We start from the raw sequence: 15,570 nt of genomic DNA, 5'->3' as shown, positions 1-15,570 counted from the left end.
AGGCAGCAACTGCTTTCACACATTCATGATTCTCTCACGGTCTAATGATTTTGTGAATCCCGCCGCCTTACCTTTCAGTAGATGACGTCCCCGGCGCACGGAAACCTGTGGCCCGGACCCGGGCCAGCCAGACCATTCCAAGCCCCAGCACATAGAACACGACGGCGCCGTTGTTGACCACGAGCCGCGGCAAGGTGAAGGCCGGCCCCGTGAACTCCAGCACGAGTCCTGCCGTTGTGGCCACGGCGCCTGCCGCCATCAGGGACGCCCCCGTGCGGACGAGGGAGGGCAGCCTGCTGTTGGCGGCCCGGAGCAGGCAAGGCAGAAGTGCCAGCGATACGTAGACCGGGTAACCACGTGCGACGGCCCAGTAGAAAGGCAGCAGGGCAGCGTTGCGGGCACTTGTCCCGCCGACCTCCGCAAGGCCCAGGGATGACCCGGAAGAGTCCATGGCCAGGAAGATCGTGACCAGGGCCGCGGAAAACAATCCCAGCATGGCGAGCCCGAATCGCCCGGAGATGAGGCGGTATGCGTCGGCGGCGCCAAATGCCCTGCTCACGCGGAGCGCCACCAGGAAAAGCGTGGCAAAAACGATAAGCCGCAGCAGGACGTTGGCAATGTTAATGCCGCCAACAGCGCGATCGATGGCCAGGTAGAACGGTCCCATGCTGAGTGCGGCGGCAGCCGTGGCCAAAAGGAAGATGACGAAGAGCGAGCGGTTCCGGCCCTGCAGGGTGCTCGGAATTCGGACCAGGGTGGCAACGGCGCAAACGATCAGGGTGGTCCATTGCAGGATCTCTGTCATCCGCGATTCCCCCAGATCTTTCGGTTTGTTTCCTGGTCTTGATTCTCGCGTCGTGGGATTGCCGGGCGCTCGACGGTGGTCCGGCATGCCCCGTCAGTCAGGGGCGGACAGCGCGCCGGTGACCTTCCTGCCCGCCCGGAGCTTGGCCAGCCAGATCAGCGTCAGCCCGACCACAAAGCACAGGATGGCGGTGTAGTTGATAACGAACGTGAGGTACCCCAATGCGGCTGGAATCACCGGGAAGAAGAGGCTGAGGATGGTGGCTATCCCCCCGATGGCAAGCAGCAGGGCACTGATGCGAAGCAGAGCGGGAAGGGTGCCGCGCACTGCCCGCAGCAGGCCGGGCAGGATGGCTAGGGAAACATAGGCCGGATAGGCGCGGCCGGCAGCGCCGTAGTACTCGACCAGCGCCCTGTTCCGCTCATCCTTGGCATATACGCCCACAAGGCCCACTGACGAACCCTCGCTGTCCATCAGGGCGAAGAAGACCAGCATTGCTGCGGAGATCAGTCCCAGGACCAAGGTGCCGCGGCGGCCGCGGATGAGCCGGAGGCCGGGCTGGTCGCCGAAACCCTTAGCGATGCGCATGCCCAGGACGTAGACGGCCGCGAAGATGATGAAGCGCAGGAGCAGGTTGGCCACGTTAGTGTTTCCGAGCAGGCTGTCAATGGCCATGTAGGGGCCCTTGATGCTGAGCAGGATGGCAACGGTCATCAGCGCCAGAATGTAGAACAGCGATCTGTTCTTCTTGCGGACCAGATTGGGGATCCGGGACAGCGCCGCAGCGCCGCATGCGATCAGGGTGGTCCACTGCAGGATCTCGATCATCCGAGGTTCTCCCAGATCTTTTCGGTTTGTTCTTGGTCTTGTTCCTGGCGCCGCAGTGTCTTCCCGACCGCCTGCAGCCGGTCTCCAGCCAGGACTGCCAGTTCGCCGTCGGACAGCCTGTCCAGCGCCGCTTGCCGGGCCCCTGGCTCCCACCCGGCTTCCGCTTCGGTGATCAGGCCGGTGGCCACCAGCCCTCCCGTCAGTCCGACGCCGGCAGCCCGGGAGGTGGCTATGGCCACCTCGGGTGCCAGCCGGTTTGCGGTGAGCTGGGCCGAATAGTTCTGCGGTGCGATGCCCGTGGCGGCGGAGACGCGGTGGCGGAGTTCGCCGTCGTCAATCGCGTCCACCCAGTTCTTCACGGAGGTGACGTGCGGCGCCGGGCCGAGTTCCGGCCGCTTGGCCTGCTGCGCGCCCGATCCGGGGTCGGCGCCGGATCCGGCTTCCGGTGCGGATCGTGCAATGACCGCCCGCAGCAGATCAACGGTGGCAATCTGGCTGACCAGCTCCTGCGGGGTAGGAGGGACCTGGGGTTCGGCAAGATCGCGGTAGGTCTCAAAATAGGCCAGCGCGGCGACCGGATTGACGTTGAAGGCCCGGCTGATGCTGACCACCGTCGCTTCGGCCACTTTGCCCCGGACGAGCTGCTGGGCCAGGGTGGTGCGCTTGACCTGCGACAGCCTGGAGACATCGGCCATGCTGGTGTCAGGTGCGATGCCGTGTAGCCAGCGCTGGAACGCTTTGGCGGGGAGTGGCATGGAACGCTCTCTGCTGAACGAATGATTGGCACGATAGTAGCTGCCGCCACTCTCGATTTTACGCAGCCCACAGCTTCAACTATGCTAGTTTCTCGAACCCGCTGGTCCGTACACCCCCCAAGTCCGGACCAGCGGGTTCTTTCATGCCCGCCGGAATTTCTCTGGCCGAAACGGGCAGCGGTGAGAGGATGGACTAATGACTGCAACCCTTGTTGCCAAAGACCTTGCGGGCGGTCATGATCACCGCACTCTCTTCTCAAAGCTTTCCCTGACGGTGGCCCCGGGGGACGTTGTTGGCGTGGTCGGTGCCAACGGAGCCGGCAAATCCACGCTGCTCCGCCTCCTTGCCGGCGTGGATTTGCCGCAGGAAGGAAGCGTGAGCCTCGCCCCGGCAGACGCCTTCGTGGGATGGCTCCCGCAGGAACACGAGCGGATGGCCGGTGAAACCGTGGCTGCCTACATCGCCCGCCGCACCGGCTGCGCCCAGGCCACCGCCGAGATGGAAGCCACCGCAGAGGCTCTCGGCGGAGGAGCGCCCGGCGCCGACGATGCGTATTCCCTGGCCTTCGACCGCTGGATGGCTTCCGGCGCCGCTGACCTTGACGAGCGCATTCCGCCCGTCCTCGCCGATCTCGGACTGGACATTGGGCCGGACGCCGAAATGACCGGCCTGTCGGGAGGCCAGGCAGCGCGGGTTGCGCTCGCCGCCCTGCTGCTGAGCCGCTTCGACATCGTACTGCTGGACGAGCCAACGAACGACCTTGACCTCGACGGACTCGCCAAGCTGGAATCGTTCGTCCAGGGGCTCCGCGGCGGCGCGGTGCTCGTGTCGCACGACCGCGAATTCCTGGCCCGCTGCGTGACCACCATCGTGGAGTTGGACCTCGCCCAGAATTCCGTGGCGGTGTACGACGGCGGTTACGAGGCGTTCCTCGAGGAGCGCGCCGTCGCCCGCCGGCACGCCCGCGAACGCTATGAGGAATTTGCCTCCACCAAGGCGGACCTGGTGTCCCGGGCGCGGACCCAGCGCGAGTGGAGCTCACAGGGCGTCCGGAACGCGATGAAGAAAAGCCCGGACAATGACAAGATCCGCCGCGCTGCGAGCACAGAGTCATCGGAAAAGCAGGCGCAGAAGGTCCGGCAAATGGAATCGCGCATCGCCCGGCTGGATGCGGTGGAGGAGCCGCGGAAGGAATGGCAGCTCCAGTTCAGCATCGGCCAGGCGCCGCGCTCCAGTTCCGTGGTGGCCACACTCCGCGACGCGGTGGTCCGGCAGGGAAGTTTCACACTGGGCCCCGTGAACCTGCAGCTCAACGCCGGCGAACGGATCGGCATCACCGGGCCAAACGGCGCGGGCAAGTCCACGCTGCTTCGCCTGCTGCTGGGAATCCAGGAGCCTCATTCCGGTGACGCTTCCAGGGGCGCTTCGGTGGCCGTCGGCGAAATCGACCAGGCCCGCGGCCTGCTGGCCGGCCACCTGAACCTCGGGACCGCCGTCGAAGCCGTGCTGACCGATCAGACTCCGGCAGAGGTCCGCACGCTGCTGGCCAAATTCGGACTCAAGGCGGACCACACGTCCCGCACTGTGGATTCACTGTCGCCCGGGGAACGCACCCGCGCCGCCCTGGCTCTCCTGCAGGCCCGCGGCGTAAACCTGCTGGTCCTGGACGAACCCACCAACCACCTGGATTTGCCCGCGATCGAACAGTTGGAGGAGGCGCTGGAAAGCTACGACGGTGCCCTGCTCCTGGTCACCCACGACCGCCGCCTGCTCGAAAACGTCAGGCTCGATGCGCGCTGGAATGTGGACAACGGCGTGGTCACTGAAGTTATGACAGGCAAGATGGAGCACAAACTATGAGCATGGACGGCGTGGCCTGGCGCTCGCTTTACAACATCACCCGCGCCAAGAGCGGTTCCAAGCCGTTCTCCAAGGAGACGCTGAAGCGCGTTCTTGGTTTCGCGCGGCCACACCGCGGCAAACTGATTGCCTTCGTGGCCGTGTCCATCGTCATGGCTTTCCTGGCGGTGGCAACGCCGGTCCTCGCCGGCCAGGTCGTCAACGCCATCGTCGCGTCCGCGGGCACGGATGAGGTGATCCGTCTGGCCGGGCTGATCGCCGGGGTTGCCGTTGCTGAAGCCGCGCTGGGAATGGTGAGCCGCTGGCTGTCTTCGACCATCGGGGAAGGTGTCATCGTTGACCTCCGCACCCGGGTGTTCGACCATGTGCAGAAAATGCCCATTGCCTTCTTCACGCGGACCCGCACCGGCGCCCTCGTCAGCAGGCTGAATAACGACGTCATCGGGGCGCAGTCCGCGTTTGCCGGAACGCTGTCCGGGGTGGTCAGCAACGTGGTGGCCCTCATTCTGACCCTCATCGTCATGCTCAACACTTCCTGGCTGGTCACCGTGCTGGCCATGGTCCTGCTGCCCATCTTCCTGATTCCGGCCCGCCGGATGGGCTCCAAGCTGGCCGATCTCCGCCGCGAAGCGGCGGAACACAATGCCGCCATGGGCACCCAGATGACGGAACGATTTTCTGCCCCCGGCGCCACGCTCGTGAAGCTCTTCGGCCGCCCGGCGGACGAATCCCGTGAGTTCGCGCTCCGTGCGGGCCGGGTCCGGGACATCGGTGTGCGGACCGCGATGCTGCAGTTCACCTTCGTGACGGCCCTGACGCTGGTTTCGGCGCTTGCGCTGGCCCTCGTCTACGGCCTCGGCGGCTGGCTCGCGATTGAACGCCAGCTCGCACCCGGCGACGTCGTTGTGCTGGCCCTGCTGCTCACCCGCCTTTATGCGCCGCTCACCGCGCTGTCCAACGCCCGCGTGGAAATCATGAGCGCCCTGGTCAGCTTCGAGCGCGTGTTCGAAATCCTGGACCTGAAGCCGCTCATCCAGGAAAAGCCCGACGCCGTTGCCGTCCCCCCTGGGCCTGTGGCCGTGGAGTTCGACGACGTCCGGTTCGCCTACCCGTCCGCGGACAAGGTCTCCCTTGCCTCGCTCGAGGAAGTCTCCACACTGGATACCCGCGGCGGCGAGGAAGTGCTGCACGGCATCAGTTTCCGCGTGGAACCCGGCCAGACCGTGGCGCTCGTGGGCTCGTCAGGGGCCGGAAAATCCACCGTCGCACAGCTGCTCTCACGGCTGTACGACGTCGACTCCGGCGCCGTGCGGCTCGGCGGCCGTGGTCCCGTAACCGGGCTGGACGTCCGCGACCTCACATTCGACTCCATGCGGGACACCCTTGGCATGGTCACCCAGGACGGGCACCTGTTCCACGAATCCGTCGCGTCCAACCTGCGGCTGGCCCGGCCCGACGCCACCGAGGAGGACATGTGGGACGTGCTGCGACAGGCACGGCTCGAATACATGATCCGCTCGCTGCCGGACGGGCTGGACACCGTGGTGGGGGAGCGCGGCTACCGCCTCTCCGGCGGCGAACGCCAGCGCCTCACCATCGCCCGGCTGCTGATCGCGCAGCCGCGGGTGGTCATTCTCGACGAAGCGACGGCGGCACTGGACTCCACCAACGAAGCCGCCGTGCAGGCGGCGCTCGGCGCGGCACTCGAGGGGCGTACCGCCGTCGTGATTGCCCACCGGCTTTCCACGATCCGTGCTGCGGACGTGATCCTGGTGGTGGAGGACGGCTCGATTGTGGAGCGCGGAACGCATACGGAACTGCTCGCCGCCGACGGCCGCTATGCAGAGCTGTACCGGACGCAGTTCGCCGAGGCCACCGCAGTGGCCGAGGAAGCGGTCCCGGAGCTCTGACCGTCGTCGACGGGCGAGATCTCGGCGCTTAGGCACCGTCAAAGTGCCGAGATCTCACTACTCGGTGACGGTGTCGGCGGACGCCGGTGTCAGTGGACGCCGGGCCAGCGCCGGGAGGACGTGGTCCGTGAGCAGCGGCGCGAGGTCGGCGGGCAGCTCGGCTGCCAGGTCCAGCCAGCGGATTTCGGCGATCTCGGCCGAGGGGTGGGCAACCCAGGTCCCGGGGGCCGTGAATACGGTGGCCTCGATTTCCGTTGCAGCCTCGTTGGCGGCGTCGGCCAGCCAAACACCCATGGGCTTCAGCTCGCGCGGGTCAATGACGATCCCCACTTCTTCCGCGAGCTCCCGGGCGGCGGCCTGCACGGCGGTCTCGCCGGGCTCGGGCTTGCCACCGGGATGCATGTACTTGTCCGTGCCGCGCTTGCGGACGGTGAGGAGCCGGCCGGCGGCGTCATAGACACACACGGCGGAGACAATGATGCGCGGATTCACGCCCTCGAGCCTAGCTCCCCGGCGCCGTGCGTTGCGGTGATCCGCCGGAGCACGGATTCCAGCAGCAGGTCCTTGCGGGGGCCCGTGACGTCCCAGACATAGCCGAATTCATCCGGACCGCGCTGCGAGTACGTGACGCGGTAGGTGTCTGGATCGCACCAGTGCTGGTCCTGGCCCGCGTCCGTGGAGAAGCTCATCCGGTGGAACGGCCGGCCGTCGGGGAACGTCATGTCCAGGGCGTCGGGCGACTCCGTGGGCCTGAGGAGGTACTCCCTCGTGGCAGGGCCGGCGAAGATCCCCCCGCCCGAAGCAGGCCAGCGCACGGTGCCCTCTTCATGGAAACGCAGCCCGCCGCCGTCGGCCGTCTCAGAAAAAACCACGACGCCGGTAAAGGTGCCGCGGGTCCCGGCGGCGCGATCAAAAAGCGTCCGCTCCACGGACCAGCGTCCCTCACGGCCGGAGTCCGGAAGCGGAGGACCCAGCAGGTAGGCGCGGAGCCCGGATGTGTGCTGCGCTTTCAAGTGCCCTCGATTGGAATCGAACCAACGACACCGGCTTTAGGAGAGCCGTGCTCTATCCACTGAGCTACGAGGGCGGGCGTCCGTCGCAACCGGCACGGGGCCGGCCCGTTCGGACACGCTTACAAGCATACAAGGTGACGGCGCGTACTACGCTCTTGGCATGGCCGCCGCAGCTCACGCCCCGTCCGTCCGGGAAACCTTCCTGCCCGATACCGCCTCGACCAGGCACTACATCGGGGCCTGGGCGGTGCTCAGCGTCGTGCAGTATTTCGTCGCGGAGACCGCAGTGATCGGGGCCTGGGCCGGGCCTGAACCGTACAGCCGGCGGACGGGGCTCATCAGTGACCTGGGGGCTGTCCATTGCGGCATTTACGAGGACCGGAGCATCTGCTCGCCGCTGCACTTCCTCATGAACGCCTCGTTCGTGGTCCAGGGCCTGGGCATGCTGCTGGGCGCGCTCCTGCTGGGTTCGGCACTGCTGCGGATCGCTGCCCGGCCCGGAGTCCGCGTGGCGGCCAGCCACACCGGCGAGACGCCGTGGTTCGCGGCGGTGGGTGCCCGCGTCCTGACCGGAACGGCCGGCACCGGAACAGTCATTGTGGGTCTTGTGCCCGAGGACCTGGGCTCCGGCTGGCACGTCGCCGGGGCGGTGATGTACTTCAGCGCCGGAGCCCTCGCGCTGCTGCTGCTGGGCGGTCTGTGGCTGCGTCAGACCCCGCTGGGGTGGTTCATTCTCGCCTCGGGCGGCGTCTCCGCGGCGGCCGTGGTCACGTCGGGCGTCACCGGCCTTCATGTCCCCGAGCCGGGCACACTGGAGCGGCTGATGGGCTATCCCATCACCATTGGCTTGGCTGCAGCCGGGCTGGTCATTGCCCAGCGCGTCCGGCAGGAGCGGTCGGTGCGCAGGGCCCTGCGGGCCCGTGCCGTCCAAGGGACTGGGCCCACCTAGGTGGTCTTGGCGCCTTCCTTGGCAGCCCGGCGCCCGAGGAAGACGGCGGCGCCGCCGGCGGCCAGGCTCACCACCAGCAGCACCCAGCCGGCAACGGTGAGAAATGACGCCAAGGCGACCTGCCCGGCGTCGAGGGTGGGAGCGGACACCATCGCGTCAATGGCCACGTTGGCCCATAGCCTGGCCACCACGAAGAGCAGCGGGAGGGACCACAGTGCCCAACGGAGTGCCTTCTTCGCCACATTCGTGCCGATCAGGAGGAGCCAGGTGAAGCCGAAGATCAGCGGGAACAAGGTGCCCGCGGTCTTGTGGATGTAGTTGAGCTGCCCGCGGGCGTCGCCGTCCAGCGCCCTGCGCAGCTGCTCCGCGAAGCCCGGATCAAAGCCGCCGATGAGCGAATCGGGCATCGGCAGGCCGCCCGAAAGCTGGGTGAGCTGGTTCAGCGTGAGCAGGTGAACGTACCAGAACAGGAACAGGCTGGCCACGAGGCCGGCGATGAGGATCACGTTGCTGTTGTTCTGCGCCTTCTCCGGCGTGCGGGCCGTGGTGGGGTTGATCACCGGCGGCAGGTGGTGCTGGGGGACTGCGGCCTTTGCGCCGTGCTTCTTGATCCGCTGTGCAGGTGTCTTGGCCATGCGTCCATTATCGCCCGCGATTCACGACCGCTGCCCGCGTCCGCTCCGGCCGGCTGCGCCACCGCCACGTCCCCGGGCCGCCTGTTATGTTCCGCCTGGTCGGGGCCGCCTGTTCAGTGCCGGTGGCCGCCGATAGGCTGGGGACCGTGACAGAACTTGGAAGACACAAGCTGGGTAAACACAGTGCGGCCAACCTGAGCCCCGACCTTGACGATTTTGAGCTGGCATCCGGCCTGGTCCGCGAAGCGGGAATGCTGGCGCTGATGATGCGGCAGGGCGGCCTTGACGCCCAGCGCAAGACCTCGGTTTCCGACGTCGTCACCGCGGCAGACCATGCCGCCGAAGCCTACGTGCTGGAACAGCTGCAGCGCTGCCGGCCCAACGACGGCGTGCTCGGCGAGGAAGGAGCGGCCGTCCGTGGAAGCAGCGGCCGTACCTGGGTCATTGATCCCGTGGACGGCACCTACAACTTCCTGAACGGATCCACGTACTGGTGCTCGGCGATTGCCCTGAAAGATGAATCCGATGTGCTGCTCGGTGCCATCTTCCAGCCGGAGGAGGACAAACTGTGGCTGGGCGGCACGGGCCGCGCGGCCACGCTTAACGGCGCCCCCCTCACCACGTTCCAGCCGGCCGGCGCGGACCGCAGCGCGGCCCCGCTCGCCGACATCGGCGCCGCCACGTACATCCACCCCCGCTGGCTGGCGGACCCCATGTGCGCCATGCCCTGGCATGCTGCCGCCACTTCCGCGGCGACGCTGCGCATGCTCGGGTCCGGCTCCTGCGACCTCGGGCGCGTGGCCGACGGAGAGCTCGGCTGCTGGTTCCAGCACAGCTGCCCGGAGTGGGACTGGCTTCCGGGGAAAGCAATTGTGCTCGCCGCCGGCGGCGCCGCCGGAAGCGTCTCCGTGAACGGCCTTGAGTGGTTCATGGCAGGGGGCGCGACGGCGGTACACCAGTTGCGTGCGGCTCTTGAGTCAGGCTCTGTGGACTAGCTATTGCGGCGCGGCCCCGCTTCTCGGGGACCGGCTTCTCGGGGACAGGCTTCTCGGGGACAAGCGTTGCGACGCCGGATCCGGCGTCATCCACAGGCCGGAAATCAGTGTCAGCCCCACCGCCTAGACTTGTAGTCACCATGGATATGTTGTTTGACCCGTACGCTGACGGACCGTTCAAGGCAGGCGCGCAGGCGGCCGCCCTCACCAAGTCGCGCCCTGAATCCGGGCTGTCGCCGGCCGACTTCGGCGGCGGGGGCCCTCGCCGGGCGGAGCCTTCCGGAGGCCCGGCGGGTGACTGGGCGCGGCCCCAGCTGCCGGACGCCGGCGCCCTGCTGCAGGGGCTGAACCCGCAGCAGGAAGAGGCCGTCAAACACGCCGGCAGCGCTTTGCTGATCGTGGCTGGCGCTGGCTCAGGCAAGACCCGCGTCCTCAGTAACCGGATTGCCTACCTGATGGCCACCAAGCGCGCCCACCACGGCGAGATCCTCGCCATCACCTTCACCAACAAGGCCGCCGCCGAAATGCGGGAACGCATCCAAGCGCTGGTGGGCGGCCGGGCCAAGATCATGTGGATTTCTACCTTCCACTCGTCCTGCGTGCGCATCCTCCGGCAGGAAGCCGCCAACGTCGGGCTCAAGTCCAATTTCTCCATCTATGACTCCGCGGATTCCCTGCGGCTCGTCACGCAGGTGTCCAAAGCCCTGGACCTGGACCCCAAGAAGTTCGCCCCCAAGGCCATCCAGCACAAGATCTCGGCGCTCAAGAACGAGCTGATTGACGCTGACGCCTATGCGTCCTCGGCGAACCACAACGATCCCTTCGAGCAGGCCGTGGCGGATGTCTTCAAGGGCTACACCCAGCGTCTCCGCCAGGCCAACGCCATGGACTTCGACGACCTCATCGCCGAGACCGTCTACATGTTCAGGGCGTTCCCGGCGCTGGCTGATTCCTATCGGCGACGCTTCCGGCACGTGCTGGTAGACGAATACCAGGACACCAACCACGCGCAGTACGCGCTGGTCCGGGAAATCGTGGGTGAGGGGCCGGGAGCGGCCGAGCTTACCGTTGTGGGCGATTCCGATCAGTCCATCTACGCCTTCCGCGGGGCCGACATCCGCAACATCGTGGAGTTCGAGAAGGACTACCCCGACGCCCGCACGATCAAGCTCGAACAAAACTACCGCTCCACCCAGAACATCCTGAGCGCCGCAAACTCCGTCATCTCCCGCAATCCGAACCGGCCCGAGAAGCGCCTGTGGACGGCGGAGGGCGCGGGCCACAAGATCATCGGCTACGTGGGTGAAAACGAACACGACGAAGCCCAGTTCATCGCCAAGGAGATTGACCGGCTGCAGGACGAGGACAACCTCCGCCCCGGGGACGTCGCCATCTTCTACCGCACCAACGCCCAGTCGCGGTCCATCGAGGACGTCCTGGTGCGGGTGGGCCTCCCCTACAAGGTGGTGGGCGGCACGCGGTTCTACGAGCGCAAGGAAATCAAGGACGCCCTCGCCTACCTGCGCGTGCTGGTCAACCCGGACGACGACGTCAACCTCCGGCGCGTCCTTAACGAACCGAAGCGCGGGATCGGCGACCGTGCCGAGGGCGCCGTGGCTGCACTCGCGGAACGCGAACGGACTTCCTTCATGGCGGCGGCCCGGCGCGCCGACCAGGCGCCCGGCATGGCCACCCGCTCGGTGAACGCCGTGCTCGGCTTCGTGAAGCTCCTCGACGACCTCGCCGAGGTCGCCGCCGGGTCCGGCGCCGCGGCGGCACTGGAAGCCGTGCTTGAACAGACCGGCTATCTCGCCGGGCTGCGCTCCAGCACCGATCCGCAGGACGAATCCCGGGTGGAGAACCTCGCGGAACTCGTCGCCGTCGTGCGGGAATACGAACAGGAGAATCCGGAGGGCTCCTTGGGCGCCTTCCTGGAGCAGGTCTCGCTCGTTGCGGATGCCGACCAGATTCCAGACGCCCCAGGGGCAGACATCGATGCCGCAGTTGCCGAGGCCAAGCGGCTGGGGGTCGTCACCCTGATGACGCTGCACACGGCCAAGGGCCTCGAATTCCCCGTGGTGTTCCTGACCGGCATGGAGCACGGACTCTTCCCCCACCAGCGCTCCGCCACCGACCCCAAGGAACTGGCCGAGGAGCGCCGACTGGCCTATGTGGGTCTGACGCGTGCCCGGAAGCGGCTGTACGTCACCCGCTCCGAGGTGCGGAGCATGTGGGGCCAAAGCCAGTACAACCCCGCCAGCCAGTTCCTGGAAGAGATCCCCTCGGAGCTCGTCGAATGGAAACGCGAGGGCACCAGCAGGCAGACCGGCGGCTGGGGGAGCGGCGCATCCATCGGTTCCAGCCGGTATGGCGGATCGTTCTGGGGAGCAGGGACGGCCCGCGGCGCCAAGGCAGACGCCTCGGCAGGCTTCAACGCGGACGTTCCCGCCGCCGTCGCGAAGAACCGGGTACAGCCGCAAAAGGAAGTTGTAGCAGTCAGCGTGGGCGACAAAGTCAACCACACCAGCTTCGGTAACGGGACTGTTCTGGCAGTGGAAGGTGCGGGGGACAAGACTGTGGCGAAGGTGAAGTTCGACGTCGGCGAGAAACGGCTGCTGCTGCGCTACGCGCCGCTGACCAAGCTCGACGCCTGACCGTGGCGGGCCGCCTCGCCATGCCGTCGGGCAGGATCCCCGCGCTCCGCCGGATAGTGCGGCGGCAGCCAGCCCGCCGGATGGCATCCGGGATCGCGGCCCTCGCGCTGCTGGCGGCCACAGGCTGTTCCGTCGCGGTGCCGGATCCCGGGTACACGCCGCCGCCTCCTCCGCCGGCCCTCGAACAGCTGAAGCAGGCCCCGCTGGCCGACGCCGCCGGGTTCACCGCAGGTGAGGACGCCGTGGCCTTCGTTACCGCCGACCGGAACGTGGTGTGCGCCCTGACGTCTGCCCGCGGCGCCCACCTCAACCTGCCGTACGAACCGAACAGTTTCAATGACCCTGCCACCAGGAGACTGGACACCGTTCCCGTGGCACATTGCGAACTGGCCTTCTATCCCGCACCGGAAGCCCGGGATGTCAGGGATGACTGCACGGGGACAGGCCTGGGCTACCTTGGCGGGGCGGCCCTGCTCACCCCTGACCGGGCCACTTACGGCGAGTGCCGGTCCGGCGTCACCGAGATGGAATCCGAATACGGCCCCAAGGGCAGCCGGGACGGGGTGATCGCCAAGCTGCCTGTCCTGCCCGACGGCGCAAACCTCGAACGCAACGGTCTGCGGTGCTCTTCGTACAACAACGGGGTGGCCTGCGGCAACGTCTCCGGCGGCGTTGCTTTCTTCGTCAGCCGCGATCATTACGAACTCATCTCCGACGCGGGCAAAAAGGCCTCCGCCGCACCGTCCAAGGCCCCAAAATCCCCGTAATCATGCGGTTTTTCTACGGTCAATAGAATAGTGTCCTTACTCACATAACAGGTACTCTGGAACGGGCCTGTCCCCATGAAGGACTAGAGTTCCGAGAGGAGCATTGCGCCGCGTGGCTCGTTTCCGGACATGCCGCAGGCGCGTTTATTCCGCAGCCCGGTCCACATCTGTGGTGTTTTCCGGCTGTACAGAAACTACTTCGACGTAGAAGAGGACACTAAACCGTGGACCTGTTTGAATATCAGGCGCGCGATATGTTCGAGGCGCACGGTGTACCCGTGCTTGCTGGCATCGTGGCGCATACCCCTGAAGAAGCAAAGGCAGCTGCCGAGAAGATCGGCGGCGTAACTGTCGTAAAGGCGCAGGTCAAGGCCGGTGGCCGCGGCAAAGCCGGCGGCGTCAAGGTCGCCAAGACCGCCGACGAGGCGTTTGAACACTCCACCAACATCCTCGGCATGGACATCAAGGGCCACACCGTCCACCGGGTCATGATCGCCCAGGGCGCGGACATCGCCGAGGAATACTACTTCTCCGTCCTCCTGGACCGGGCGAACCGCAACTACCTGGCCATGTGCTCGGTTGAAGGCGGCATGGAAATCGAGCAGCTCGCCGTTGAGCGGCCCGAGGCCCTTGCCAAGATCGCGATCGACCCGGCCGTAGGCATCGACCAGGCCAAGGCCGACGAAATCGTCGCCGCTGCAGGCTTCGCCGAGGAACTGCGCAGCAAGGTCGCCGGCGTCATCCTGAAGCTCTGGGACGTTTTCAAGAAGGAAGACGCCACTCTCGTGGAGGTCAACCCGCTGGTCCTGACCGGCGCAGGCGACATTGTCGCCCTCGACGGCAAGGTCTCCCTTGACGAGAACGCCGACTTCCGCCACCCGAAGCACGCCGCCCTTGAAGACAAGGACGCTGCCGACCCGCTCGAGGCCAAGGCCAAGGCGCAGGACCTCAACTACGTCAAGCTCGACGGCGAAGTTGGCATCATCGGCAACGGCGCGGGCCTCGTCATGTCTACCCTCGACGTAGTCGCGTACGCCGGTGAGAACCACGGCAATGTCAAACCCGCCAACTTCCTGGATATCGGCGGTGGAGCTTCCGCCGAGGTCATGGCTGCCGGCCTTGACGTCATCCTGGGCGACGAGCAGGTCAAGGCCGTGTTCGTAAACGTCTTCGGCGGCATCACCGCCTGTGACGCGGTGGCCAAGGGCATCGTGGGCGCACTGGCCGAACTGGGCCACTCCGCCAACAAGCCGCTGGTTGTCCGCCTCGACGGCAACAACGTTGAAGAAGGCCGCCGCATCCTGGCCGAGGCAAACCACCCGCTGGTTACCCTGGCCGCCACCATGGACGAGGGCGCCGACAAGGCCGCCGAGCTCGCCAACGCAGCCCGCTGATCGAGCCTGTCGAGATCTAGGAAAGAAAACATGTCTATTTATCTGAACAAGGACTCCAAGGTCATCGTCCAGGGCATCACCGGCGGCGAAGGCACCAAGCACACCGCCCTCATGCTCAAGGCAGGCACCAACATTGTTGGCGGCGTCAACGCCCGCAAGGCCGGCACCACCGTGCTGCACGGCGACAACGAGATCACTGTCTTCGGCACCGTCAAGGAAGCCATGGCAGAGACCGGCGCCGACGTCTCCATCGTCTTCGTCCCGCCGGCATTCACCAAGAACGCCGTTGTTGAAGCCATCGAGGCCGGCATCGGCTTGGTCGTTGTCATCACCGAAGGTGTTCCGGTCCAGGACTCCGCAGAGTTCTGGGCGCTGGCACAGTCCAAGGTGGACGCCGAGGGCAACCAGGTCACCCGCATCATCGGACCGAACTGCCCCGGCATCATCACCCCGGGTGAAGCCCTCGTCGGCATCACCCCGGCGAACATCACCGGCAAGGGCCCCATCGGCCTGGTATCCAAGTCCGGCACCCTGACCTACCAGATGATGTACGAACTGCGCGACCTTGGCTTCTCCACCGCCATCGGCATCGGCGGCGACCCTGTCATCGGCACCACGCACATCGACGCCCTGGCAGCGTTCGAAGCTGACCCGGAGACCAAGGCGATCGTCATGATCGGCGAAATCGGCGGCGACGCCGAAGAGCGTGCTGCGGACTTCATCAAGGCCAACGTCACCAAGCCGGTTGTCGGCTACGTGGCAGGCTTCACCGCGCCGGAAGGCAAGACCATGGGCCACGCAGGCGCCATCGTCTCCGGTTCGGCCGGTACTGCACAGGCCAAGAAGGAAGCCCTCGAGGCTGCCGGCGTGAAGGTCGGCAAGACGCCGTCCGAGACCGCGAAACTGCTGCGCGAAGTCTACGCAACGCTGTAACCCAGCCTAAAAACAGCGCGGGGTCACTCCCGGCCCAATCCMCCCCCCGGATTCAATCCACCCCCCGGATT

At 66.4% G+C, this 15,570-nt stretch carries 14 protein-coding genes and 1 tRNA gene; 8 read left to right on the top strand and 7 right to left on the bottom strand.

Features of this window, described 5'->3' with window-relative positions; genetic code table 11:
• Positions 1-67: 67 nt before the first annotated feature.
• The 3 genes from AC1D14_RS20580 to AC1D14_RS20570 all read right to left on the bottom strand — a co-directional run bounded on the left by AC1D14_RS20580 (position 68) and on the right by AC1D14_RS20570 (position 2,388).
• A complete protein-coding gene (locus AC1D14_RS20580) occupies positions 68-805 on the bottom strand; it encodes a hypothetical protein (RefSeq protein ID WP_230117943.1) in 738 nt (245 codons plus the stop codon).
• A gap of 93 nt (positions 806-898) precedes the next feature.
• Positions 899-1,633, bottom strand: coding sequence for a hypothetical protein (locus tag AC1D14_RS20575; protein WP_230117944.1), 735 nt, complete (start codon positions 1,631-1,633; stop codon positions 899-901).
• A complete protein-coding gene (locus AC1D14_RS20570; protein WP_230117945.1) occupies positions 1,630-2,388 on the bottom strand; it encodes a hypothetical protein in 759 nt (252 codons plus the stop codon). The genes AC1D14_RS20575 and AC1D14_RS20570 overlap by 4 nt, the downstream gene beginning before the upstream one ends.
• A 196-nt stretch (positions 2,389-2,584) precedes the next feature.
• On the opposite strand from AC1D14_RS20570, the gene AC1D14_RS20565 reads away from it, so the two are divergent.
• Together AC1D14_RS20565 and AC1D14_RS20560 are read left to right on the top strand one after the other, a co-directional pair.
• Positions 2,585-4,249 carry an ABC-F family ATP-binding cassette domain-containing protein gene (locus AC1D14_RS20565; protein WP_230117946.1) on the top strand — a complete coding sequence of 555 codons (1,665 nt, stop codon included), beginning with the start codon at positions 2,585-2,587 and terminating at the stop codon, positions 4,247-4,249.
• Entirely contained in the window at positions 4,246-6,159 is a 1,914-nt protein-coding gene (locus tag AC1D14_RS20560; protein WP_230117947.1) for an ABC transporter ATP-binding protein, read from the top strand. The genes AC1D14_RS20565 and AC1D14_RS20560 overlap by 4 nt, the downstream gene beginning before the upstream one ends.
• Before the next feature lie 57 nt (positions 6,160-6,216).
• Here the strand turns inward: AC1D14_RS20560 and AC1D14_RS20555 are convergent, their stop codons facing one another.
• The 3 genes from AC1D14_RS20555 to AC1D14_RS20545 form a co-directional block, all read right to left on the bottom strand.
• Positions 6,217-6,651, bottom strand: coding sequence for an NUDIX hydrolase (locus AC1D14_RS20555; protein ID WP_230117948.1), 435 nt, complete (start codon positions 6,649-6,651; stop codon positions 6,217-6,219).
• Positions 6,648-7,172, bottom strand: a complete 525-nt coding sequence (locus AC1D14_RS20550) for a DUF6314 family protein (RefSeq protein WP_476882046.1) — start codon at positions 7,170-7,172, stop codon at positions 6,648-6,650. The genes AC1D14_RS20555 and AC1D14_RS20550 overlap by 4 nt, the downstream gene beginning before the upstream one ends.
• Before the next feature lies 1 nt (position 7,173).
• Positions 7,174-7,246: transfer RNA gene (locus AC1D14_RS20545), tRNA-Arg, on the bottom strand.
• Positions 7,247-7,332: 86 nt separating this feature from the next.
• Here AC1D14_RS20545 and AC1D14_RS20540 point away from each other — a divergent pair.
• On the top strand, positions 7,333-8,121 hold the full coding sequence (locus tag AC1D14_RS20540; RefSeq protein WP_230117950.1) for a hypothetical protein: 789 nt from the start codon (positions 7,333-7,335) through the stop codon (positions 8,119-8,121).
• Here the strand turns inward: AC1D14_RS20540 and AC1D14_RS20535 are convergent.
• The gene (locus AC1D14_RS20535) at positions 8,118-8,756 is read right to left on the bottom strand and encodes a hypothetical protein (RefSeq protein ID WP_230117951.1); all 639 of its coding nucleotides are present in this window, start codon (positions 8,754-8,756) and stop codon (positions 8,118-8,120) included. The two genes, AC1D14_RS20540 and AC1D14_RS20535, sit on opposite strands and share 4 nt — an antisense overlap.
• Before the next feature lie 146 nt (positions 8,757-8,902).
• On the opposite strand from AC1D14_RS20535, the gene AC1D14_RS20530 reads away from it, so the two are divergent.
• From AC1D14_RS20530 to sucD, 5 genes are all read left to right on the top strand, one after another.
• A complete protein-coding gene (locus AC1D14_RS20530) occupies positions 8,903-9,751 on the top strand; it encodes an inositol monophosphatase family protein (RefSeq protein ID WP_230117952.1) in 849 nt (282 codons plus the stop codon).
• 140 nt (positions 9,752-9,891) lie between these two features.
• Complete coding sequence (pcrA, locus tag AC1D14_RS20525) at positions 9,892-12,405, top strand: DNA helicase PcrA (RefSeq protein WP_476969105.1); 2,514 nt, start codon at positions 9,892-9,894, stop codon at positions 12,403-12,405.
• Between the two features lie 80 nt (positions 12,406-12,485).
• Positions 12,486-13,172 (top strand): hypothetical protein, encoded by a 687-nt coding sequence (locus AC1D14_RS20520; RefSeq protein WP_476969112.1) that lies wholly within the window; start codon positions 12,486-12,488, stop codon positions 13,170-13,172.
• Between the two features lie 224 nt (positions 13,173-13,396).
• Entirely contained in the window at positions 13,397-14,566 is a 1,170-nt protein-coding gene (gene sucC, locus AC1D14_RS20515; protein WP_230117954.1) for an ADP-forming succinate--CoA ligase subunit beta, read from the top strand.
• 30 nt (positions 14,567-14,596) lie between these two features.
• Positions 14,597-15,499 carry a succinate--CoA ligase subunit alpha gene (sucD, locus tag AC1D14_RS20510; RefSeq protein WP_230117955.1) on the top strand — a complete coding sequence of 301 codons (903 nt, stop codon included), beginning with the start codon at positions 14,597-14,599 and terminating at the stop codon, positions 15,497-15,499.
• Positions 15,500-15,570: the final 71 nt, after the last annotated feature.

The organism is Arthrobacter sp. P1_B11 (assembly GCF_056406715.1).
Note: the sequence above shows the minus strand (reverse complement) of the source record. Positions and strands in the feature narration are given on the sequence as shown.